This is a genomic window from Niallia sp. RD1 (assembly GCF_024219955.1).
In the GTDB taxonomy this organism is placed as follows: domain Bacteria; phylum Bacillota; class Bacilli; order Bacillales; family Cytobacillaceae; genus Niallia; species Niallia alba.
Map to the genome: position 1 here is coordinate 2,466,646 of NZ_CP100420.1, position 23,118 is coordinate 2,489,763.

The following is a 23,118-nucleotide window of genomic DNA, read 5'->3' on the forward strand; positions in this document are numbered from 1 at the left end:
AGGAGGAAGAAAAAATGGCGGTTGAATATCATATAGCAAAAAACGGATCAGATCTTGGAGAAGGAACGAAACAAAGTCCATTTTTAACTATCAACAAAGCAGCTTCTGTTGCTGTAGCAGGAGACACCATTATTGTGCACGAAGGGGAATATCGAGAATGGGTAAAACCAAAGAATGCGGGATTAAGCAATACAAGAAGGATTACCTACCAAGCTGCTGACGGTGAAAAGGTGGTCATTAAAGGATCGGAGCAAATTCAGAATTGGCAGCAAGTGGAGGGGACTATTTGGAAAACAGAAATCCCAAATTCATTTTTTGGCGAATATAATCCTTATAAGGAAGAAATATTTGGCGATTGGATTGTCTATAATCCAGGCAGACATTTAGGGGATGTATATGTAAATGGCATGTCCTTTTATGAAGCTGAAACGTTAGAACAAGTCCAAAACCCTACAAAACAAACAGAAGTATTAGATCATTGGACAAAGAAGAATGTCCCCGTTCATCATCCTGAACAAACAGAATATGTTTGGTTTTCGGAAGTGAATGAAAATACGACAACTATCTATGCGAATTTTCAAGATTATAACCCTGCAGAAGAGTTAGTGGAAATAAATGTTCGAAAAGCCTGCTTTTATCCAGAAGAAACAGGAATTAATTATATCACAGTAAGAGGCTTTGAGATGGCCCAAGCGGCAACTCCATGGACGCCACCTACTGCTGATCAGCCAGGATTACTAGGTCCACATTGGAGTAAAGGTTGGATTATCGAGGACAATATCATCCATGATTCTAAATGTAGTGGGATTAGTCTTGGAAAAGAAGGGTCGACTGGGAATAACTATCGTACGAAGCGTAAAGATAAACCAGGTTACCAATATCAATTAGAATCTGTCTTCCTTGCTAGACAAGCTGGTTGGAGCAAAGAGAAGATTGGTTCCCATATCGTCCGGAATAATACAATATATGATTGCGGACAAAACGGAATCGTTGGTCATCTTGGCTGTGTCTTCAGCGAAATTTATAACAATCATATTTATAACATTGCCTTAAAGAGAGAGTTCTACGGACATGAAATTGCAGGGATCAAGCTTCATGCTGCAATTGATGTGCAAATACACCATAATCGTATCCATGACTGTTCGTTAGGAACATGGTTAGATTGGCAGACGCAAGGAACAAGAGTGAGTAGTAATCTTTACTATCGCAACAATCGTGATTTATTCGTTGAAGTAAGTAGCGGTCCTTACATCGTCGATCATAATATTTTAACAGCCGATTATGCTTTAGATAATCATGCCCAAGGTGGAGCCTATATAAATAACTTAATTCGCGGAAAAATGGTTCATCGGAAAATGCTTGATCGAGCAACACCATATCATGTCCCACATAGTACAGAGGTAGCGGGATTTGCTGGGACCTATGGAGGCGATGATCGTTTTTACCATAACATCTTTGTAGGAGATGAGGCTCTAGAGGATGTTGGTACAGCACATTACAACGGCTATCCTGCTTCCCTTGAGGAATATATTGAAACCGTTCACCAAGACCCAGGCGATCACGAAGCATTTAATAAAGTAGAACAGCCCGTATACATTAATCGAAATGCCTACTTAAATGGAGCGAAAGCTTTTGAAAGAGAAGAAGAAAAGCTAGCAGAAGTTCATTTTAACCCTAACTTAAAACTAGTAGAAGAAGGAACAGAAGTATATTTGTCAGTGGAACTTCCAGATGATTTTGAGCGCATTCTTGGAGAGGTACAAACAACACAAACGCTTAAACGAGTGCGCATTGTAGATGCAGAATTTGAAAATCCAGATGGAAGCGAAGTGGCTATAGATACTGATTATTTAGGTGAGAGAAAACTTGCACAAAGTGTACTAGGACCAATCAGCTCATTAAAAAAAGGGAAGAATTATGTGAAGGTTTGGGGATGATGAAAAAAGCTCTAGTAAGTCAGAAAGTCGACTTGCTAGAGCTTTTTTATGCGATTAATCAATAATCTCCAATCCCAATAGAGCAGAAAATTGAATGGCTTGGTAGGTAGATACTTTACATCCTTTTAAATCTGTTGGAGATACCATTAGAGATTGGAAGGTTGATGTACTAATATCCACCCCGTTAAGGGAAGTTCTTTCAAAATTCGCCCCGTCCATTGTACATTTTTTAAATTCCACTTTTTTAAAGATACAGTCGTAAAAATCCGCTGATTCTACTGGTGAGTCTTGAAACCTAATTTTTTCTAATTTGGAGCTTCCAAATGCAGCTAAGTTCAATAAAGAATCAGTAAATTGCACATTACCAAAACGAGAGTCTGTAAAATCCACGCCTAATAATTTGCAATTACTAAATTGGCATTTGTGTATAGAAGAACTGCTGAGCTTAGCATTAGAGAAATCACAGTTTTCAAAAATAACGTCTGTTAATTCCATACCGGAAAAATCAGTATTGATAAATTTACAATTTTTCAGCACCATTTTCGATAATCGCACTTTGTTTAATACTTCATCATCAAAAATAGACTGTTGAATTTGGCACATTTCTAGCTCTAAATCTTCCTCGTACAATATGTCGTGAAAATTCCTTGAAGGTAAATCTGTTGGAATTTTTGGTGCTTCTATTTTCATCTTACTACTCCTCTCAAGTTACATTCCTGTGTGATTACTATATGAGAAGATCGATTTAATTTAAAGACTGTATTTTTAGGAGGATTTATGTACAAGCATAACTGTCAATAAGTTAAGAAGACAATGGGAAGAAGATTTTTATAAAGAATTTTTTAGCTTCATTAATAATTTAAATCTAGATACATGGAAATATTTTCCTTAAAAAGGCTCTCCGCAACGGGAGAGCCTCACAAAAACGACATATTTTATCCAAAAGTAGACACTGAAAAAAACGCGAAAACCCCCAACAATATTAATAATTGAAAAATGATCCCGACTATACTGCATATTAAACCAGCTGTCGCAAAACCTCTCCCATTTTCATTCGTTCTATTGATTTCATTTACTGCTTTTCTCGAAAAAACAATGCTGATAATTCCTAAGATAAGACCAATGATGGGAATTAATAGCGATAAAATCCCAAACGTTAACGAAATGATTGAATTAGTGTTTGTCTGATTGTTCATGACAGTCTTTCCTCCTTTCTCTCCATTACTTGATTCATCCCACTCTTAACGTCCCAGCTCAAACAGGAAAATTGAGGAAGCTAGGTGGGGATGAGGGAAAACCCCACTGATGGAAGTTTTCTTTATATACTGCGATTGTTTGATTCATGCGTATGTAAAGTAATACGAATAACAGCAAATAAAGTTACAAAAGGATTTTTACAATTCTTTATACAACAATTCACATAACTTCATTTATTCAAGGAAAACTAGACAGTGGAGGTGAATTGAATGACAAATAGAAAAGCAGATCCATCAACAATTGGTTTAGGTGCTACACAACCTGAAGGTCAAGGAACAACTACGAAGGAAACAGGAAAAACGAAGGCTGATTCTTCTAGAAAAAAACAAAAGCGTTCATAATACTTATGGATTGACTAAACAGGTGGAAGAAATTTCGCCTGTTTTTTTGTATGGGTATTCAGGATGCTTTTTAATGAATCTCTACCTCCAAATAATGTATAATAAAGAAGGAATTTTTTGATAATATTCAATGCGGAGGAAACCACTTGAACACTAACCTATCTAACACAAACAAAAAAAGAAACAAAGGATTAACGGTTATTGTAATTAGTCTTATTCTTTTGGGCCTGATTGGATATGCAGTATATTGGGCATTTTACGATATGAATAGATTGCCAAAAGGGGAATACTTAACAGAAGAAACCTCTCCAGATGGCACTTACACCTTAAAAGCTTATCTAGTAAATGGTGGTGCTACTACTTCCTATGCAATTCGCGGGGAACTTGTATTGAATAATAAAGATAATAAGACCAAAAATGTTTATTGGAATAATAACGAAGAAACAGCGACTATTGAATGGACAGATAAAAATACAGTAGTGGTGAATGGGCATACACTTCATGCTCCAAAAGACAGATTTGATTATAGAAAATAATCATAAGCTTAAATTAATGGTGCGTAGAATAATTGTAGTGTTTTAATAAAACCAGTTGACATGTACAAATATGCTGTTATATAATTATCTCGAATTCAAGATAATTGAAAGGGTGATTATCATGGATAATAAGGAATTATTAAGTGAAGAGGATTTATCTTTAAAGGTCTTTGTCGTTTTATCGAGGGCTTTGCAATCGATAAAGAAACGAGTAGAAGAAGATATAAAGTGTCTTGGGTTAAACCCTACAGAGTTTTCTGTTTTGGAATTAATCTACAGCAAAGGGGATCAGCCGATTCAAAAGATTGGAGAAAAAATTCTCCTTGCAAGTAGCAGTATTACTTATGTTGTAGATAAATTAGAGCATAAAAACTTAATCAGGAGAAAGCCATGTCCTAAAGATCGCCGGATTACTTATGTGGTTATTACCGAAGAAGGAACCGAACTAATGGATAAAGTCTTTCCAAAGCATAAAGCAGCGATGAGAGAGATATGTGGTGGTTTAGATAGGAAAGAGAAGGAAATGCTAATTGAGCAGTTGAAAAAACTTGGTCTTCATGCACAAAGCATGTAATTTTTTTAAAGTAATATCTCGAATTAATAATATTTTAATTCGTAATAATAGGTGGATTATAAAAATTATACAAATGATTTTCTAGCAATTATCTAATATTAAGTAATAATGCAGAGTTTATTAAGGAATAGGAGTGGAAGGGAAATGACGAAAAAAACAAGTGGAATTCACCATATTACAGCAATTGTAGGCCATCCTCAAGAGAATGTTGATTTCTATGCAGGAGTGTTAGGATTACGTTTAGTAAAACAAACTGTCAATTTTGATGATCCAGGAACATACCATTTATATTTTGGAGATGAAGGCGGGAATCCCGGAACGATTATTACTTTCTTTCCATGGGTAGGAGCACGTCAAGGAATTATTGGAGATGGGCAAGTTGGCGTAACTTCTTATGTTGTTCCTAAAGGAGCACTGACATTTTGGGAGAATAGATTAGTGAAATTTAATATATCTTTCACAAAAACGGAACGCTTTGGTGAAAAATACTTGGAATTTGCTGATCCCCATGGATTACTACTAGAAATTGTGGAAAGAGAAGAAGGAAAGAATAATAGCTGGCAGTTTGGTGAAGTAACATCAGAAAACGCAATTAAAGGTTTTGGCGGCGCAACACTTTTATCAAAACAACCAGAAAAAACGGCAGAACTTTTAGAAAACGTGATGGGCTTTGAAAAAGTTGGGAAAGAAGGAGAGTATGTTCGATTCCGTTCTTTCAGCGATATCGGCAATGTCATTGATTTAAAATGGACTACTAGTGGTAGTGGAGCAATGGGGGTTGGAACAGTTCATCATATTGCTTTTAGAGCAGTGGATGATCATGATCAATTAGATTGGCAAAAGCATGTTTCACAAAATGGATATCATGTTACACCTGTTCAGGATCGAAATTATTTTAACGCCATCTATTTTAGAGAGCATGGAGAAATTCTCTTTGAAATTGCAACAGATCCTCCGGGATTTGCGATTGATGAATCCCAAGAAACAATGGGAGAAAAATTAATGTTGCCAACTCAATATGAGCAGTATAGAGAACAGCTTGAACGTAGATTAATACCAATTGACGTAAGAAATCTCGACTAACTTTGTAAAGGATGATTTGATGCAGTCTATTGATCCGAAAATTATTTCAGAAAGAGATAATTATAAATTTCTGATTGGAAGCATAATTCCTAGGCCAATTGCCTTTGTTACTAGCTTATCGGAAGAAGGCGTCTTAAATGGAGCTCCGTTTAGCTACTTTAATATTGTGTCGTCTAATCCGCCATTGGTTTCATTATCTATCCAGCGCTCCAATGGGAAGCAAAAGGATACAGCGAGAAATATTTTAAGTAAGAAGGAATTTGTTATTCACATTGTAGATGAACAAAATGTTGATAAAATCAATCAAACTGCAGCAAATCTTTCTCCAAGTCAAAGTGAAATTAAGCTAGCGGGGTTAACGCCTATTGATAGTAGTGAAATTTCTGTACCTGGTGTAAAAGAAGCAAAAATTCGTATGGAATGTGTATTGGAACACTCATTAGAATTGGGAGGGGCAGATGCCCTTCCAGGATGTGATTTTCTGATTGGAAGAGTAATACTTTACCACATCGACAATAATCTTTACGAAAATGGCAGAATTGACCCACGAGCATTAGCTCCAGTCAGCAGGTTAGCTGGAAATGACTATGCAAAAATCGGTGAAATGTTTACGAAAGAAAGACCACAATAATCCTTTGATTGGAGAGGATAGTATGCAGAAAACGGCAGGGATACATCATATTTCAGCAATGGTTAATGATGCTCAAAAAAATATCGATTTTTATGCTAGTATTCTTGGTCTAAGAATGGTAAAAAAGACGATTAACTTTGATCGTCCTGAAGTATATCATCTTTATTTTGGGAATGAAGCAGGAACGCCAGGAACCGTGATTACTTTCTTTCCGTGGGAAAAACAGCTGAAAGGTAGAATTGGCACAGGACAGGTCGGTGTTACAAGTTATGTTATTCCTCATGGTACTAGTGAATTTTGGAAGAATCGTCTTCATCGTCATGGTGTGAAAGTGGAAAGTGTTATTAGATTTGACGAAAATTATTTGCAATTTGTTGATCCAGATGGACTTCAAATCGAATTGGTGGAAAGAAAGGATGGCCCAATAAATAATTGGGCAATAGGAGATATTAATCCATCTGTTGCTATTAAAGGATTTGGCGGGGCAACTTTAAATTCTGCACAACCTAGCAAAACAGCAGAAGTACTAGAAAATATATTAGGTCTAAAATATGTGGGAGAAGATGCAGGGTATCTTCGTTTCTCAACAGAGGCGCAGATAGGCAATGTGATTGATATAAAATTGACCCCATCTGTTCGCGGTCTCATGGGAGCAGGAACAGTCCATCACATTGCTTGGAGAGCGAGAGACATGGAAGAGCTTCAGCAATGGAGATCGTCTCTATTAGAAAAAGGCTATTATCCAACTGAGATCAAAGACCGGAACTATTTTAAGGCACTATATTTTCATGAAGAAGGTGGGATTCTTTTTGAGATTGCTACCGATGGTCCAGGATTTGCGGTAGATGAGCCAGTAAGCAATCTAGGAGAAAAGCTTATGCTGCCTGAGTGGCTAGAGGAAAAAAGAGAGGAACTAACAGCTGCATTGCCTAATGTTAACGTTAGAATTTTAGAGGAGGAGAAGGAATGAAGCATATTTTCAATAAAGGTAAAGATTCGAAAAAGCCAACATTATTGCTATTACATGGTACAGGCGGCACTGAATTAGATTTATTGCCTCTTGCTGGCATGATTGATGATGATGCAGCTGTATTAAGTGTTCGTGGAAATATTTTAGAAAATGGAATGCCCCGTTTTTTTAAGCGATTAGCTGAAGATGTATTTGATGAGGAAGATTTAATTTTCCGTACACAGGAATTAAATGAATTTCTTGATGAAGCTGCTAAAGAATATGAGTTTGATCGAAATAATGTAATTGCCATTGGATATTCTAATGGTGCTAATATTGCAGCGAGCTTACTATTCCACTATCAGGATGCATTGAAAGCAGCTATTCTTCATCATCCAATGGTTCCAAGAAGAGGGATTATACTTCCTGATTTAACAGGAAAAGCAGTATTTATTGCAGCGGGGACAAATGATCCAATTTGTTCACCAGAAGAATCAAACGAATTACAATCAATGCTTGCAAAAGCAAATGCTAATGTTGAAATGCATTGGGAAAACAGAGGCCATCAATTAACAGCTGAAGAAGTAGAAGCAGCTGGCAAATGGTATTCTGCAATAACGAATAGATAATTTATTTAGGCTGTCGGATAAAAGCAATAAATTTTACGAAACCAGCCTTTATTTAAAAGAAAAAACAATTATAAAGAAAATTTCCATGAGCGGGGGTTTACTGCCCGTCAAGAGTGGGATAAATTTCAATTAATAGGGAATAAAAAGAACAGCAACATTGGAAAAATACGTATTCAGTGAAGGTAGTTCTTATAAGTTCCCGAGCATAATAAATAAAAGCAGGTGTACTTATGGGGTTTTTAGACAAATTATTTAAGAAATCAAAGGAGATGGAAACTATGTCAAATGTTAAAGTAGCAGTAGTTTTTTATAGTATGGGTGGAACAAACTATCAATTAGCACAATGGGCTGCAGAAGGTGCAAAAGAAGCAGGCGCAGAAGTGAAAGTAGTAAAAGTACAAGAATTAGCACCACAATCTGTTGTCGACAGCAATGAAGTATGGAAATCAACAGTTGAAGCAACAAAAGATGTACCAGTTGCAACATCAGAAGATATTGAGTGGGCAGATGCTATTATTTTCAGTGTTCCTACACGTTTTGGTACAATGCCATCTCAAATGAAGCAATTCATTGATTTACAAGGCGGACTTTGGGCAACAGGAAAAACAGTGAACAAAGTAGTAAGTGCGATGACTTCAGCACAAAATCCACATGGTGGACAAGAAGCAACACTATTATCTTTATACACTTCCATGATGCATTGGGGTGCTATTATCGCTACTCCAGGATACACTGATCCTGTCCTTTTCGGAGCAGGCGGAAACCCTTATGGAACAAGTGTAACAGTTGGACAAGATGGGAAAATGATTGAAGACGTGCAAGGCGCTGTGAAGCACCAAGCTAAACGTACTGTTACAGTTGCAGAATGGGTTAAAAAGGGAAATGAATAATAGCTAAGAAAAGGCAATTCGATTAAGAGAAGCTGGAGCATAAGTATTTTCAACCAAATAACCCCGAACATTATACGTACATGCTAAGAAAAGTTCGTATAATTGTTTGGGGTTTTATTCATTTTAAGAAAGAAGGTTTGTGGTGATCACCCGCAGCCTGAATACACTTCGCTTTCCATGGGGCGAGCGCCAAGCCTCCTCGTTCCTGCGGGGTCTTGGACTTTCTCGCAGCTCCCATAGGAGTCTACGTGTATTCAGGCTGCTTCGTATTTCCTACTAATTATATTTTCTTTTAAAAAATGATGGAATGAGTTGGTTTCGCTACTAAATGAGAGATTGTTCGTCTTTAGCTATTATATATTTTGTTTTGTCCCAGCTTCTTTATTCATTTTTCGATAAGTTTAAATGTAAAGGTTTACGTAGTATAAACTGTCAAAAAGAAAGATTTTCTTATTGACACTACCTCAAAATAACTTTAAGATGAAAAAAGTAAATCCGACTATATTAATAGGGAAAGGGTGTTTAGGAGTGGAAACTTCAGCAAATGTTCAATCGGTTCAAATAGCAAAGAGTCTTGAAGAACAGCCCAAAGGATTAAAGGCTCCACAGATGCCTTTAATCATCGGTGGACTTATTGTTGCAGCAATTCTACTAGTCTACTTAATCGTGACACAACAGAGTATGCAACCTATATTATTGGTATTAGGTCTTTTACTTGGTTATACATTGTTTCATGCTCGTTTTGGTTTCACGTCAGCATTTCGCAGACTTGCATCTGTAGGGAATGGGCAAGCATTGCGTGCCCATATGCTAATGCTTGCAGTGGCAGTAACCCTTTTTGCACCAATTTTAGCATATGGCATTTCATTTTTTGGAACAGGAGCAACTGGATATGTATCACCAGTTGGCGTTAGTCTTGTTGTTGGTGCCTTTATGTTTGGTATCGGCATGCAGCTAGGCGGCGGATGTGCGTCTGGTACATTGTATGCAGTAGGTGGTGGACGTTCTGTTGCGTTTGTGACATTATTATTCTTTATCATTGGTTCAACGATTGGGGCAGCCCATTTAACATTTTGGACGCAAGAATTACCATCATTTAAACCCATTTCATTAGCAACCTCTACAGGTCTTGGCTATGGTGGAGCTTGGCTAGTATCGATCATATTATTTGGTTTAATTGCATGGGTTACATTAGTGATTGAAAGAAAAAGAAAAGCACCAAAAATGGCTCCACTTCCAACCACAACAGGCTGGAAACGAATTTTCCGTGGTTCTTGGCCATTGTTTGCAGCAGCAGTCGTGTTAGCTGTACTTAATGCTTTAACATTGATGACACGTGGTACTCCATGGGGAATTACATCTGCTTTTGCTTTATGGGGCTCTAAAGTAGCACAATTCTTTGGAATGGATGTAGCAAGTTGGGGATTCTGGCAAGGGGCAAATGCCCAAGCTTTAGAAGCTTCTATTTTTGCAGACTCGACAACTATTTTAAACTTTGGTGTAATCTTTGGTGCATTTTTAGCATCAGCAGCAGGCGGTCTATTTAAATTCTCAAAAGTAACGGTTGGAAATGTGCTTGCTTCCATCATCGGTGGGTTATTAATGGGCTATGGATCACGTCTAGCATTTGGATGTAATGTAGGTGCATACTTTGGTGGTATCGCATCTTTCAGTGTACATGGTTACGTATGGGGAATTCTAGCATTAGCTGGTACGTTTGTAGCCTTGTATCTTCGTCCATTATTTGGACTTTCTGTACCAAAATCAAAAGATACTTTCTGTTAATAAAAGGCTGTTTTCTAAAGGATTGTTGTTTTTTAATCGAAAAAAAGAATTAGTTGGAATAATGGAATGGAGCAGCCGGAATACACGTAGACGCCACGGGGATTAGCGAGACAGTCTGAGACACCAGTTCAAAGTTGAGGAGGGTTAAGCTTAGCTCCACGGAAAGCGAAGTGTATTCCAGCTACGGGTTATCTCAACAAACTTTACGAAAACTGCCTAATAAAAAAGTAGGTTATCGACTCTGTTGATACCTACTTTTTTGTTTATCTGTAATAGGTAAAAGTAGTTTCCTATCGTTTATCAAAAGCAAGTATAGTAACGATTTTATCGAAAACAAGTTTAATAGAGCATGTACGCAATGCTGTTGGTTGGCGATTTTTTTAATTATCATTTTTACATAAGAAATACAAATACTTAATGAGTGAAGAGGAGAAATGGTTATAAGATAAATTTATAAAGTTACAGAATTTCTTACTAAAATTTAGGCTCTTTATCAAAACATGTTCTTGACTAAGAGCCGTAGCCGTATTGAATCCATTCTTCATTGCACTCCAATAAAATGTGTTGCTTATAGCACTCCGGATTGCGAGTGAAATAGTGACGACGCTGCAGAGCCTTGATTTTATTATTTTTTCCTTCAACCGATGCATTCGTAAAACGCAATTGATGATAATTACAGATTTCTTCTTGCCAATTGTGCATCGTTTTTAAACAGATTTCTACAATCGGATGGTCAATTGCTTTTCCTTGCGCCAGCCATCTTTCGTAACCTTTTTTGGCAAGGCTATACGATGGACTGCAGTCATACCAAGCAATGAAGGCTTCTTTCATTCATACACTTGGCGAAGTAATTTCGCATAACCAAGCAGTCGTTTTAAAATCACCATTTCGTCTCTTGTGATCTGGTCATGACGTTTACCAAGAATACGGAAGTGTTGTTTTAAATCGGCTTTCGCACAGGGAGAAAGGCTCTTTTGAACCTGTTTTCGCATAGTTTGTAAGGTATCCGTTACGTAACGATTGACGTGAAAACGATCGGCAATTCGAATGGCATTTGGATACATTTCTTTTACGAATGTATGATAGCCTTGCGCTAAATCCATGACGACAGCGACGGGATTAAGCGTCTGCCAAATCGGCTGCGCTTGATAATAATCCTGTAATTCTGCAATCGTACGACCTGGGATGACATCTAAAAACGTGCCACCACGTAAATCGTGTAAGCCGGTGTTATATCGATGTCCTTTACGAATCGCAAAGTCATCGATACCCAGTACAAGACCCGTACTCACTTTAGCCTGTTGTGCGCATCGTCTTTGAACGCGAACCGACTCCACTGCCATCCATTGACGTACAACACGGTGAACCGTTGTTGGTGGTGTTTCAGAGAGGCGCGCCGCATGGGCAATCGTCGCTCCTATCGCTTGTTTCGGTAACGTGGCTTCAAATGCCTTTGTATAGCGCTTTTTTGGCGCAACACAGTCGTAATGCCACACAAAATGGGCATGACAATCTTTGCATGTTAAACGGATAGCGGGCAGCAGTAAATACACCCGTTTCCCAAACGCAGGGAGGTGACGTACTTTTCGTTGATAAGCCGTGCCACGACGAATCGTTTGCGTTGATGCACATACTGGACAAGGCTGTGTGGCATCAATCGGTGTCACTTCAATGAGCACTTGATCTTTTACTTTTTGAATAGCACATACATTTAACTCTGGTAAATCGAGTAAAACCTTGATAGAATGGGAATGCATCTGTATACCTCGTTCTGTTGTTTGGTCGTACTTTCAACATTAACGGATACAGATGTTTTTTTGTACTCTTTTTTAAGCAAGAACAGATTTTGGCGTAGAGCCCAAAATTTAATAAAAAAATTTTTTACTTAAGTATAGACAAAACAAAAAAATGTGTGTAAAATTATCTTTAATTAGAGATAATTTATTTCAAAGTATTTTTCGGTAGAAAAATCTCTAATCAGTTTGCCTTGAATAGAAACAAAAATCGAGGGAGACTAATTTTTTGAATAAATATCTTGAATTCAAAATAAAAAAGGAAAATGGAGGAATTTTAAAATGGCAAAATGGACAGTAGATCAATCACATTCTAGCGTAGGGTTCGAAGTAAAACATATGATGGTTTCAAAGGTAAAGGGGCAATTTAACTCTTATACAGCAGACGTAGAAGCTGCAGATTTAACAGACCTAACAACAGCTAGCATTGCATTTAAATTTGAAGTAGCAAGCATTAATACACATAGCGAAGATCGCGATAATCACTTAAAATCAGCTGACTTCTTTGATGTAGAAAAATACCCAACAATTGATTTTAAATCCACATCTATTACAAAAGATGGAGATGACTTTAAAGTAACAGGTGATTTAACAATTAAAGATGTTACGAAACCAGTAACATTTGACGTAGAATTCGGTGGAAAAGGCACAAACCCATGGGGTGTAGAAGTTTACGGTTTTGAAGGGGAAGCAAAAATCAACCGTGAAGACTTCGGACTTACTTGGAACGCAGTATTAGAATCAGGTGGCGTACTAGTAGGAAAAGACATCAAAATTAAAGTAGAATTAGAAGTAAATCCAGCATAAGGAATCGGAGGGACGGTTCGAGACCACTGAAAAAGTCTTTTTTTCGTGCGGGATTAAGAGCAAGCATATTTGAAAGTGAAAATAAGGTTGGTTTGGAGAGGCGTCCGATCGCCCCATGGAAAGCGAGCGGACGCCTCGGAAAACAAATCCATCATCTTATGTTTAAAAAGTGGCTATTGCCCATCATCATTAACTAGCTAGTTTTTCAGTGCCCACGGACGGTTCTTATGTATCCAATAGGATGCGTGAGATTCGTCCCTTTTTCATTAGAAGGTAAGAAAGGGGTTACATTTTACTTGAAAAGAAACTCAATTCTTCCTATAATAAATAGTCGAAGCACATATATTTTAACAGATTAATAGGAAGAAATGTAATCGTTAACAATTTGATAATTCCACAAAATAAAACTCGTTTAAGAACGATTCAGAAAAGGTGGTGAATAGAAGAAGCATTCCGTAATCTCTAAGCCAAGAGCTATCTAAATTTCCGTTCTTTATTATTTTCCTCCCTTATACAAGTTTACTATTTTTATTCCCAACAAGAATTACTAAACAAGTCGATCCATTCCAGTAAAGCAACTAGTTTTCCTTCATAAAAATGTCATTATACTCAAATAAAAGGAAGTGTCTGCATATTGATTAACATAGCTATCATTGGCACAGGTGCAATTTCTAGTTCTCACGTAAAGGGATATTTGCAGTTTAAGGATGAGTGTAAAATAGTTGCACTTTGTGACATTTATCCAGACAAAGCACATCAAAAGGCTAAGGACTATCAGTTAGATGTGGATATATATGATGATTATAAAGAGCTTTTAAACAGACCAGATATAGATTTAGTTTCTGTTTGTACTCCCCCTTATACACATGCTGAAATTTCAATTGCTGCGATGAATGCAGGAACGCATGTTTTAGTGGAAAAGCCAATGGCTTCTTCCTTAGAGGAATGTCATGCAATGAATGAGGCAGCGAAGAAAAATAAACGCATCTTATCGGTTGTTGCCCAAAATCGTTTTACTAATCCGATGATGAAATTGAAACAAGTATTGGATACAAAATTAATGGGACCAATTGTACATACACAGGTTGATTCTTATTGGTGGAGAGGCTATAGCTACTATGATTTATGGTGGAGAGGAACTTGGGAGAAAGAGGGTGGAGGTTGTACGTTAAATCATGCTGTTCATCATATCGATATTTTCCAATGGATGAATGGAATGCCAGCAGAAGTAACGGCTGTTGCAAGTAACGCTTCTCATGATAATGCAGAAGTTGAAGACATATCTATCGCCATCATGAAATATGACAATGGCGCTCTTGCCCAAATTACGAGCTCCGTCATTCATCATGGAGAGGAACAACAATTAATTTTCCAAGGGAAAAATGCTCGAGTATCTGCTCCTTGGAAGGTGAAAGCCTCTAAGTCAAAAGAGAATGGCTTTCCAGAAGATGATCCGCAATTAGCAGAACAAATTCAACAAGTATATGATCGTTTGCCATCCATTTCATATGAAGGGCATACTGGTCAAATTTATGACGTATTATTAGCAGTTAACGGGAAAAAGGATGTACTCATTGATGGGAAACAAGGTCAGCAAACTCTTGAGCTGATTACAGCTATTTATCAGGCTGCAAATACAGGCAAAATAGTCAAATTACCTTTAACAAAAGAAGATCCTTTTTTTACAAGAGAAGGAATTCTTACTCACGCAAAACATTTTTATGAAAAGAAAAATGTGGTGGAAAACTTTTCTGATAACACTATAACAACTGGTGGCAAGTATGCATAATCATTTAGTTGTTTCCTAAAATAGCTGAATAGAATTTTTAATCCGATAGAGGAGTGATTAGGATGAACAAAAAGGACGGAATGAACTACGCACCAGAAGGTAAGGTCAATAAAGTAGTAGATAAAGGTGAGTTTCTCTTTGCTGCCATTGGTCTTGACCATGGCCATATTTATGGAATGTGTAATGGATTAATAGAAGCAGGTGGAGAATTAGTAGCAGTCTATGATCCTGATGCACAAAAAGCAGCTGCCTTTTGTGAAAAATATCCGAGTGCTACTGTGGCAACGTCCGAGCAGGAAATTCTAGAAAATACAACTATTCATCTTATTGCAAGCGCATGCATACCAGTAGATCGCTGTGAGTTAGGGCTTCGTGTGTTAGATGCCGGAAAGCATTATTTTGCTGATAAGCCTGCATTTACAAAAAAGGAACAAGTAATCCTAGCTAGAAAAAAAGTCGCAGAAACAGGACTAAAATGGGGCATCTACTATAGTGAAAGATTACATGTAGAGAGTGCTATATTTGCAGGCCAATTAATTGAACAAGGAGCTATTGGGCGAGTGATTCAAGTAACAGGATTTGGCCCCCATCGTGCTAATCCAGAATCAAGACCAGATTGGTTCTTTGATCCAGCATATTTTGGCGGAATTCTTTGTGATATTGGAAGTCATCAAATTGAACAGTTCTTATATTATACAGGTGCAAAGGATGCAAAGGTATTGCACAGTAAAGTAGCGAACTATAGTTTTAAAGATCACCCAGAATTTGAGGATTTTGGGGATGCAACTCTTTTAGCAGACAACGGGGCGACGTTTTACTTCCGAGTGGATTGGTTTACACCAGATGGGTTAGGGACATGGGGAGATGGACGGGTACTTATCCTTGGAACAGAAGGTTATATCGAAGTAAGAAAGTATATTGATATAGCTCGAAGCAATTCATCAAACCACCTATACTTAGTAAACCAAGAGGGAGAGAAACACTTTGAGCTTTCAGGAAAAGTAGGATATCCTTTCTTTGGTCAGTTCATTTTAGACTGCTTAAATGGAACCGAAAACGCAATGACCCAAGAACATTCATTCAAAGCGGCAGAACTATGTATCGAAGCTCAAGAGCAAGCTATAAAGATAACTGGGTAACAGAGGGAGGACGGTTCTTCTGCTTCTTTTTGAGAGCAAAGAACCGTCATCTCCTTAAAGAACCTAAATAAAAGGAGTCGCACATATAATGAATAGGAAAATGCTTTTTAATGACGGATGGGAATTTGCAAAAAGCGGTTTGGAAGTGACAGATAGTACTCATTTAGAATTTAAGCCAATTGATTTGCCACATGATTGGCTTATTTATAATACACTCGATCTCTATGAAACTAGCATTGGTTGGTATCGTAAACGATTTACTTATTCAAGGAAACAAACGGAGCAGGTATTGGTATGTTTTGATGGTGTGTATATGGATTCCTCTGTATATGTAAACAACAAGTTTGTTGGGGAGTGGAAAAATGGTTATTCCTCATTTGAACATGATATCACAGCTGCTATGGTCGATGGTGAAAATGATATCCTTGTAAAAGTAGTGTATGAAAGCCCTAATAGTCGATGGTATTCAGGAGCTGGGATTTATCGGAATGTCTGGCTTAAGACAAGAGATAAAAATCATCTAGTTACCGATGGAATTTACATTACCATGAATCAACAAGATAATCGTTGGCGTGTCGAAGTGGAGACAGAATTAGCGATTGATCAAGACGTGCACCTCATCCACTCTATTTTTTTCAAAAATCAAAGGTTAGCCATTTCCTCAGAAAAGGTGGAAGCAGAAACGGAAACAGCTGCTTCTAATAAACAAAGTCTCTTTGTCGATCATCCATTGCTTTGGAGCATAGATGAGCCACATTTATATCAGCTTAAAACAGAGTTGCAAATGATTTATCCTGAGTTAACCACAGTTGAAGCTGTTACCCAAAATATAGGCTTTCGAAGTATTGTTCTAGATGCCAAGCAGGGACTTCGCTTAAATGGCAAAAGAATGAAGCTAAATGGTGTTTGTGAACATCATGATTTAGGGGCATTAGGAGCTGCGTTTAATAAACAAGCTTTACAAAGAAGATTCGAAATATTAAAGGATATGGGCGTAAATGCGATTAGAACAGCCCACAATATGCCGGCAAAAGAGCTAATGGATTTAGCAGATGAGCTAGGATTTCTTGTCGTTTCAGAAGCATTTGATATGTGGGAAAGACCGAAGACTAAGTATGATTACGCGCGTTTCTTTAAAGAGTGGGCACCGATCGATATAAGAAGCTGGGTGAGGCGAGACCGAAATCATCCAAGTCTGTTAATGTGGAGTATTGGAAACGAAATATATGACACCCATGCAGACGAGAGAGGGCAAGAAATAACAAGGATGTTAATGGAGGAAGTACATAAGTATGATCCGAAGAACAATGCCTGGGTAACAATTGGTTCCAATTATATGCCATGGGAAAATGCACAAAAATGTGCGGATATTGTAAAAGTCGCAGGCTATAATTATGGGGAAAAATACTACCATAAGCATCATGAAGCACATCCAGATTGGATTATTTACGGAAGTGAAACTGCATCGGTTGTCCAAAGTAGGGGTATCTATCATTTTCCTTATGAAAAATCGATTCTCGCCGATGATGATGAACAATGTTCTGCACTTGGAAATAGTTCCACAAGCTGGGGGGCTCAGTCGACAGAAGCTTGTATTATAGCTGATAGAGATGCACCTTTTTCCCTTGGAACGTTTATTTGGACAGGATTCGACTATATCGGGGAGCCAACACCTTATCATACGAAAAATGCTTATTTTGGCCAAATCGACACAGCTACTTTAAAAAAGGACTCCTATTATATTTATCAAGCGGCATGGACAGATTACAGAAAAAAACCGATGGTACATCTTTTTCCTTATTGGGACTTTAGCGAAGGCCAAATGGTTGATGTACGCGTATCATCCAATGCTCCCAAAGTGGAATTGCAACTTAACGGGAAAACAATTGGTACCCATGTTATCGATCATAAACACGGGACAGACCTTGTAGGCTGGTGGAAAATCCCTTATGAAAAAGGGGAGCTAACAGCAATTGCCTATGATGATGCAGGTAATATAATCGCAACAGACACAAAAAAATCCTTCGGTGATGCGAAAAAAATTACTTTGAAAGCAGATAAGCAAAAACTAACTGCAAATGGTACAGATTTACTTTTTGTAGAAATTGGAACAGAGGATAAGGCTGGAAATCCAGTGGAAAATGCCACAAATCGTGTGTACGTAAACGTGACGGGGGCTGGCCGCCTAGTTGGCTTAGATAATGGAGATAGTACAGATTATGATCAATACAAAGGGGTAAGTAGAAGGCTGTTTAGTGGGAAGATGATGGCAATTATTGCAGCCACAACGGAACCTGGAAAAATTCAAATGGAGGTAACCTCTAAAGGACTAGAAAGTGAAATCTTAGCGTTTGAAAGCCTTCCAGCTAAGGAAAGCGTATTAATTGGTGTTTCCGCTACGATGAAAAATACAGATACACCAACTGTTATGGGGAAAGAAGAAGAAGTGCCCCTACGCAAAATTGAAATTATTAGTGAATCTGGGCAACTATTTGATGCAGCTAGAAAAGAGATGTTTATTACAGCCAAACTATTTCCGGAAGATACTTCTTATAGAGAACTAGAGTGGAGTGTTGTCAACGATGCTGGTATTGAATCAAATATAGCGAAAGTGGACGTGAATGGTGATAAAGTAAAAGTGACAGCCTTAGGTGATGGAGAGTTTCGTCTTCGTTGTACAAGCAAGAATGGTACGGATAAAACGAAGCTTATTTCTGAGCTCGAATATAAGGCGGTTGGTCTTGGAAAAGCGTATAAAGATCCATATGGATTTATCTCAGCAGGATTATATGACTATAGCAAAGGCGAAGTAACTAACGGGAATGAGCGTGGTGTTGCGACAAGTAGAGATGGTGAAACGCAAGTCGGGCTTCGTGAAATAGACTTTGGGAATTATGGGTCAGATAAAATCACTATACCGATTTTTGCCTTATCTGATGATGAATATTCCCTGCAAATTTGGGAGGGAATGCCTGATGAAGAGGGTAGCGAATTAGTAGCGGATGTTATTTATCAAAAACCATCAAAGTGGAATGTTTACCAGGAAGAAACATACCAGCTTTCCAAAAGGCTCCGTGGAATTAAATCGATTTGTTTTGTCTTCCGTCAAAAAGTCCATATAAAAGGCTTTTATTTTGAAAAGAAAAATCAAGCATTTGAACGTAATTATGCATCTGAATGCAATCATATTTATGGGGATACTTTCGAAATAAAAGAAAATAGTGTAGAAGGAATTGGGAACAATGTTTCCTTAACATTTGAATCATTCGATTTTACGGCAAGTGGAGCTACAAAGTTAATTATTTCTGGGAGATCGCCAATAGAAAAAAATACGATTCATGTTCGTTTTGCAAGTGACGAAGGTGACAGCAATCAAATGGTAGAGTTTCATAAGTCTGACGGTTATGAGGAACAAGAATTTGATTTGGAAAAAGTAATAGGGGTGCAAAAAGTTACCTTTGTATTTTTACCAGGAAGCAATTTTGATTTTGGCTGGTTCCAGTTTAAGTGATAGATTTTTAAAACGAAGCTTACCGTATGAATGAATTAGTACGGTGGGCTTTTTTTATTACTGAAAGCTGACAAGGCATTTGTAGAAGGAAAAAGTGGTGTTTATGAGGGGGATGAAAACCAGAAAAGCAGCAGAAGAAGGAAAAAGTGGTGTTCATAAAGGGGATGAAAACCAAAAAAGCAGTAGTAGAAGGAAAAAGTGGTGTTCATAAAGGGGATGAAAACCAAAAAAGCAGTAGTAGAAGGAAAAAGTGGTGTTCATAAAGGAGATGAAAACCAAAAAAGCAGTAGTAGAAGGAAAAAGTGGTGTTCATAAAGGAGATGAAAGCCAGAAAAGCAGTAGTAGAAGGAAAAAGTGGTGTTCATAAGGGGGATGAAAACCAAAAAAGCAGTAGTAGAAGGAAAAAGTGATGTTCATAAAGGAGATGAAAACCAAAAAAGCAGCAGAAGAAGGAAAAAGTGGTGTTCATAAAGGAGATGAAAGCCAGAAAAGCAGCAGAAGAAGGAAAAAGTGGTGTTCATAAAGGGGATGAAAACCAAAAAAGCAGTAGTAGAAGGAAAAAGTGGTGTTCATAAAGGAGATGAAAGCCAGAAAAGCAGTAGTAGAAGGAAAAAGTGGTGTTCATAAAGGAGATGAAAGCCAGAAAAGCAGTAGTAGAAGGAAAAAGTGGTGTTCATAAGGGGGATGAAAACCAAAAAAGCACCAGCACAAGGAAAAAGTGGCGTTCACCAAAGACAAGAAAACCAAAAAGCAACGACACAAAGAAAAAAGCGTTCATCAAAAGAACAAAAGCCGAAAAAGCCTCCACACCCACCCAAACCCACTATTTTCAATCAACTAGACTCATACATAGCCCACTCAAAACAAAGGCAAACTAAACAGAACTCGGATTAATCTTTGTACATAGAAATATTCCCCTAGCAAGCAGAATAATTGCCATGAAACGCCATCGGTCTTAATATTACAATCAAGACAAGTCATTTAGAAGGAGTAATTAATCTCCAAAAGAAATGTCTTATGTTTGTAAAGCAAAAGCGTAAGTGGCTTGTGGAACTACAACTCAGCACAACCTAGTGTGGGCAGAAGTAACATTTCTCGCTCAAAACGAGAATATGAATTAGGGAAGAGAAAGGAGGAGCAAAAGAAAACATGGACAATAAAAAGCAAGGTTCATCCCCCAAAAATGCACAATTTAATATTTTACGAAATGACCCTACAAAAGGTGATGGTGGATATGGAGTTGGCTCTATTTCTTTAGAGAATGTTACACCAATCATTATCGACCGAGAAAGCCAGGAAGTATTTATTGATGTAGGTGCTATGCATGGCAGAAGTAAAGTAGAACAGAAAGTATTTTTTAAGGATGTGACGAAAGAAGAAGTCCTAGATTTAGATCCACATAAATATTGGGTTATTTGGATTGCGTTAGACAGAAATCAGGATGGTGCTTATTATTCTGGAGCAGGTGCTTGTGAAATCTTGGTAGCAAAGCAAATGAAAGAAGGAAGCAGGAAACGATTTGGCTATAAGTCGATGCCTGAGCATGTAAATAGTCTCGATAAAGCAATCAAACGAAGATTTGCACTAGAGAGTATGGAGGACGAATCAAAGCAATCGCTAAAAAAGTTCCTTGTAGATTTTAACAATGAATATTGGGAGAGATCGCCTGAGGAATTGAAGAATAGTCTTAATTAAATGCAGGATAGAAGAAAGGTGAATCAATTGAAAAAATACGGACTAGATCCAAGCAAAGGGTTAGAGTTTGGAATCTATACATTAGGGGATCATTTGCCCAATCCACTTACAGGAGAGCGAATTTCTGCAGAAGAACGTGTGCATGAAATTATCGAATATGCAAAATTAGCAGATCAAGCGGGTCTAGATTTCTTTAGTGTAGGGGAAAGTCATCAAGAATATTTCATCACACAAGCGCATTCGGTTGTTTTATCAGCCATTGCACAAGCAACGAAAAATATAAAAATTGCCAGCTCCTCTACGATTATTAGTACATCTGATCCAGTTCGAGTGTATGAGGATTTTGCAACAATCGATTTAATTTCTAAAGGCCGGGCAGAAATTATTGCTGGTCGTGCATCTAGAGTCGGTTTATTTGATTTGTTAGGTTATGATCTTCGTAATTATGAAGAATTATTTGAAGAAAAGTTTGAACTATTGATGAAAATTAATGAAGCGGAAGTAGTGAATTGGAGCGGGGAATTCCGTGCACCGTTAAGAAATGCGAAAGTTTTGCCACGTCCTAAAAATGGCTTTATTCCGATTTGGCGAGCGGTTGGAGGGACACCAGCAAGTGCAATTAGAGCAGGGATGGTAGGAGCCCCAATGTTTATGGCACATTTAGGCGGTCCAGCATCTGTATTTAAACGCACAGTTGACGCATATCGCGAAGCAGCAAGAAACAGTGGCTTTGACCCTGCAGAATTACCCGTAGCAACAGCAGGCTTTTTCTATGCAGCAGAATCATCTCAACAAGCTTTAAAAGATATGTATCCACATATTAATGAAGGCATGAAAAAAACAAATGGAGCTGGATTCCCAAAACAGCATTTTGCACAAGGCGTAGATCCGCATAATATTATGAATATCGGAAGCCCGCAGCAAATTATAGAAAAAATTCTTTATCAACATGAAATGTTTAATCATCAACGCTATATTGCACAAATTGACTTTGGTGGAATGCCATTTAAAAATGTCATGAAAAATGTGGAAATCATTGGCTCAGAAATATTGCCGGCTATTAGAAAATATACAAAAAAATCGGAGGCATAAGAAATGAAAATTGTTGGTTTATCCGGTTCAAAGGTCGGATCAAAAACAAGAACAGCAATGGATTACACAATGAAGGCTATTACGGATAATTATCCTGAAGTTGAGATAACGTTACTCGATTTAGCGGACTATGATATCCAATTTAGTGATGGAAGAAATTATCTGGAATATGAAGGTGATACCGGATATGTCACAAAAACTTTAATGGAAGCAGATGCAATAATTATAGGTACACCGGTTTTCCAAGCATCGATTCCTGCTACCTTAAAAAATATTTTTGATTTATTGCCGCAAAATGCTTTTCGCGATAAAGTAGTTAGTATTGTCGTAACAGCTGGTTCATCCAAACATTATTTGATTGCGGAACAGCAATTGAAGCCGATTTTGGCTTATATGAAAGCACAAATCGTGCAAACTTATGTATTCATTGAGGAAAAAGATTTCTACCGCAAAGAAATTACCGACGATGACGTATTATTCCGTATCGAACGGTTAGTGGAAGATACCATCGTATTGACGGAAACTTTTACGGAAATTAGAGAAAAGAAGGAAGCAAAGTACGATTTTTAATAAAAAGTAAAAATTAGTTTTTAAGCATTCGTTTATGTATTTTATATACATTTTAGTCTAATAAGTATTTTATGATAAGGAAACCTGGAGTTATTAATTCGTTAACTGAA

At 37.6% G+C, this 23,118-nt stretch carries 20 protein-coding genes and 1 pseudogene; 18 read left to right on the plus strand and 3 right to left on the minus strand.

All coding sequences use genetic code 11. The annotated features are described in order from the left end of the window. The first annotated feature begins 14 nt into the window (after window positions 1-14). Window positions 15-1,937: a right-handed parallel beta-helix repeat-containing protein gene (locus tag NKG37_RS11765; protein WP_254416253.1), complete on the plus strand. Its 1,923-nt coding sequence runs from the start codon at window positions 15-17 to the stop codon at window positions 1,935-1,937. Window positions 1,938-1,991: 54 nt separating this feature from the next. On the opposite strand, the gene NKG37_RS11770 is transcribed toward NKG37_RS11765, so the two are convergent. After that, a complete protein-coding gene (locus NKG37_RS11770) occupies window positions 1,992-2,627 on the minus strand; it encodes a pentapeptide repeat-containing protein (RefSeq protein WP_169188023.1) in 636 nt (211 codons plus the stop codon). Window positions 2,628-2,872: 245 nt separating this feature from the next. Further along, the gene (locus tag NKG37_RS11775) at window positions 2,873-3,133 is read right to left on the minus strand and encodes a DUF4190 domain-containing protein (protein ID WP_169188024.1); all 261 of its coding nucleotides are present in this window, start codon (window positions 3,131-3,133) and stop codon (window positions 2,873-2,875) included. Between the two features lie 270 nt (window positions 3,134-3,403). Between NKG37_RS11775 and NKG37_RS11780 the strand changes: the two genes are divergently transcribed. The 9 genes from NKG37_RS11780 to NKG37_RS11820 all read left to right on the plus strand — a co-directional run bounded on the left by NKG37_RS11780 (window position 3,404) and on the right by NKG37_RS11820 (window position 10,612). Further along, window positions 3,404-3,535, plus strand: a complete 132-nt coding sequence (locus NKG37_RS11780; RefSeq protein WP_169188025.1) for a YuzL family protein — start codon at window positions 3,404-3,406, stop codon at window positions 3,533-3,535. A 146-nt stretch (window positions 3,536-3,681) separates the two neighbouring features. Next, window positions 3,682-4,071, plus strand: coding sequence for a DUF5412 domain-containing protein (locus tag NKG37_RS11785; protein WP_016204297.1), 390 nt, complete (start codon window positions 3,682-3,684; stop codon window positions 4,069-4,071). Between the two features lie 121 nt (window positions 4,072-4,192). Then, complete coding sequence (locus NKG37_RS11790; protein WP_254416254.1) at window positions 4,193-4,645, plus strand: MarR family winged helix-turn-helix transcriptional regulator; 453 nt, start codon at window positions 4,193-4,195, stop codon at window positions 4,643-4,645. Between the two features lie 144 nt (window positions 4,646-4,789). Beyond that, entirely contained in the window at window positions 4,790-5,728 is a 939-nt protein-coding gene (locus NKG37_RS11795; protein WP_169188027.1) for a ring-cleaving dioxygenase, read from the plus strand. A 19-nt stretch (window positions 5,729-5,747) separates the two neighbouring features. Then, a complete protein-coding gene (locus NKG37_RS11800; RefSeq protein WP_254416255.1) occupies window positions 5,748-6,359 on the plus strand; it encodes a flavin reductase family protein in 612 nt (203 codons plus the stop codon). A 22-nt stretch (window positions 6,360-6,381) separates the two neighbouring features. Next, a complete protein-coding gene (locus NKG37_RS11805; protein WP_254416256.1) occupies window positions 6,382-7,329 on the plus strand; it encodes a ring-cleaving dioxygenase in 948 nt (315 codons plus the stop codon). Beyond that, on the plus strand, window positions 7,326-7,937 hold the full coding sequence (locus NKG37_RS11810; RefSeq protein ID WP_254416257.1) for an alpha/beta hydrolase: 612 nt from the start codon (window positions 7,326-7,328) through the stop codon (window positions 7,935-7,937). The genes NKG37_RS11805 and NKG37_RS11810 overlap by 4 nt, the downstream gene beginning before the upstream one ends. 278 nt (window positions 7,938-8,215) lie before the next feature. Further along, the gene (gene wrbA / locus NKG37_RS11815; protein ID WP_016204291.1) at window positions 8,216-8,827 is read left to right on the plus strand and encodes an NAD(P)H:quinone oxidoreductase; all 612 of its coding nucleotides are present in this window, start codon (window positions 8,216-8,218) and stop codon (window positions 8,825-8,827) included. Between the two features lie 528 nt (window positions 8,828-9,355). Continuing rightward, window positions 9,356-10,612: a YeeE/YedE family protein gene (locus tag NKG37_RS11820; protein WP_169189620.1), complete on the plus strand. Its 1,257-nt coding sequence runs from the start codon at window positions 9,356-9,358 to the stop codon at window positions 10,610-10,612. A gap of 510 nt (window positions 10,613-11,122) precedes the next feature. On the opposite strand, the pseudogene NKG37_RS11825 reads toward NKG37_RS11820, so the two are convergent. Then, window positions 11,123-12,369 (minus strand): annotated as a pseudogene (locus NKG37_RS11825) (ISL3 family transposase). A 318-nt stretch (window positions 12,370-12,687) separates the two neighbouring features. Between NKG37_RS11825 and NKG37_RS11830 the strand changes: the two are divergent. The 8 genes from NKG37_RS11830 to NKG37_RS11865 all read left to right on the plus strand — a co-directional run bounded on the left by NKG37_RS11830 (window position 12,688) and on the right by NKG37_RS11865 (window position 23,008). After that, on the plus strand, window positions 12,688-13,212 hold the full coding sequence (locus NKG37_RS11830) for a YceI family protein (protein WP_016204289.1): 525 nt from the start codon (window positions 12,688-12,690) through the stop codon (window positions 13,210-13,212). Window positions 13,213-13,846: 634 nt separating this feature from the next. Then, window positions 13,847-15,001, plus strand: coding sequence for a Gfo/Idh/MocA family protein (locus NKG37_RS11835; RefSeq protein WP_254416258.1), 1,155 nt, complete (start codon window positions 13,847-13,849; stop codon window positions 14,999-15,001). A gap of 62 nt (window positions 15,002-15,063) precedes the next feature. Beyond that, entirely contained in the window at window positions 15,064-16,140 is a 1,077-nt protein-coding gene (locus tag NKG37_RS11840) for a Gfo/Idh/MocA family protein (RefSeq protein ID WP_101730437.1), read from the plus strand. An 88-nt stretch (window positions 16,141-16,228) separates the two neighbouring features. Next, window positions 16,229-19,651: a glycoside hydrolase family 2 TIM barrel-domain containing protein gene (locus NKG37_RS11845; protein WP_254416259.1), complete on the plus strand. Its 3,423-nt coding sequence runs from the start codon at window positions 16,229-16,231 to the stop codon at window positions 19,649-19,651. Between the two features lie 684 nt (window positions 19,652-20,335). After that, window positions 20,336-20,545: a hypothetical protein gene (locus NKG37_RS11850; RefSeq protein WP_254416260.1), complete on the plus strand. Its 210-nt coding sequence runs from the start codon at window positions 20,336-20,338 to the stop codon at window positions 20,543-20,545. 255 nt (window positions 20,546-20,800) lie between these two features. After that, the gene (locus NKG37_RS11855; RefSeq protein WP_016204285.1) at window positions 20,801-21,346 is read left to right on the plus strand and encodes a YwhD family protein; all 546 of its coding nucleotides are present in this window, start codon (window positions 20,801-20,803) and stop codon (window positions 21,344-21,346) included. Window positions 21,347-21,373: 27 nt separating this feature from the next. Then, entirely contained in the window at window positions 21,374-22,438 is a 1,065-nt protein-coding gene (locus NKG37_RS11860) for an LLM class flavin-dependent oxidoreductase (RefSeq protein ID WP_016204284.1), read from the plus strand. Window positions 22,439-22,441: 3 nt separating this feature from the next. Next, on the plus strand, window positions 22,442-23,008 hold the full coding sequence (locus NKG37_RS11865; RefSeq protein WP_101730433.1) for an NADPH-dependent FMN reductase: 567 nt from the start codon (window positions 22,442-22,444) through the stop codon (window positions 23,006-23,008). Window positions 23,009-23,118: the final 110 nt, after the last annotated feature.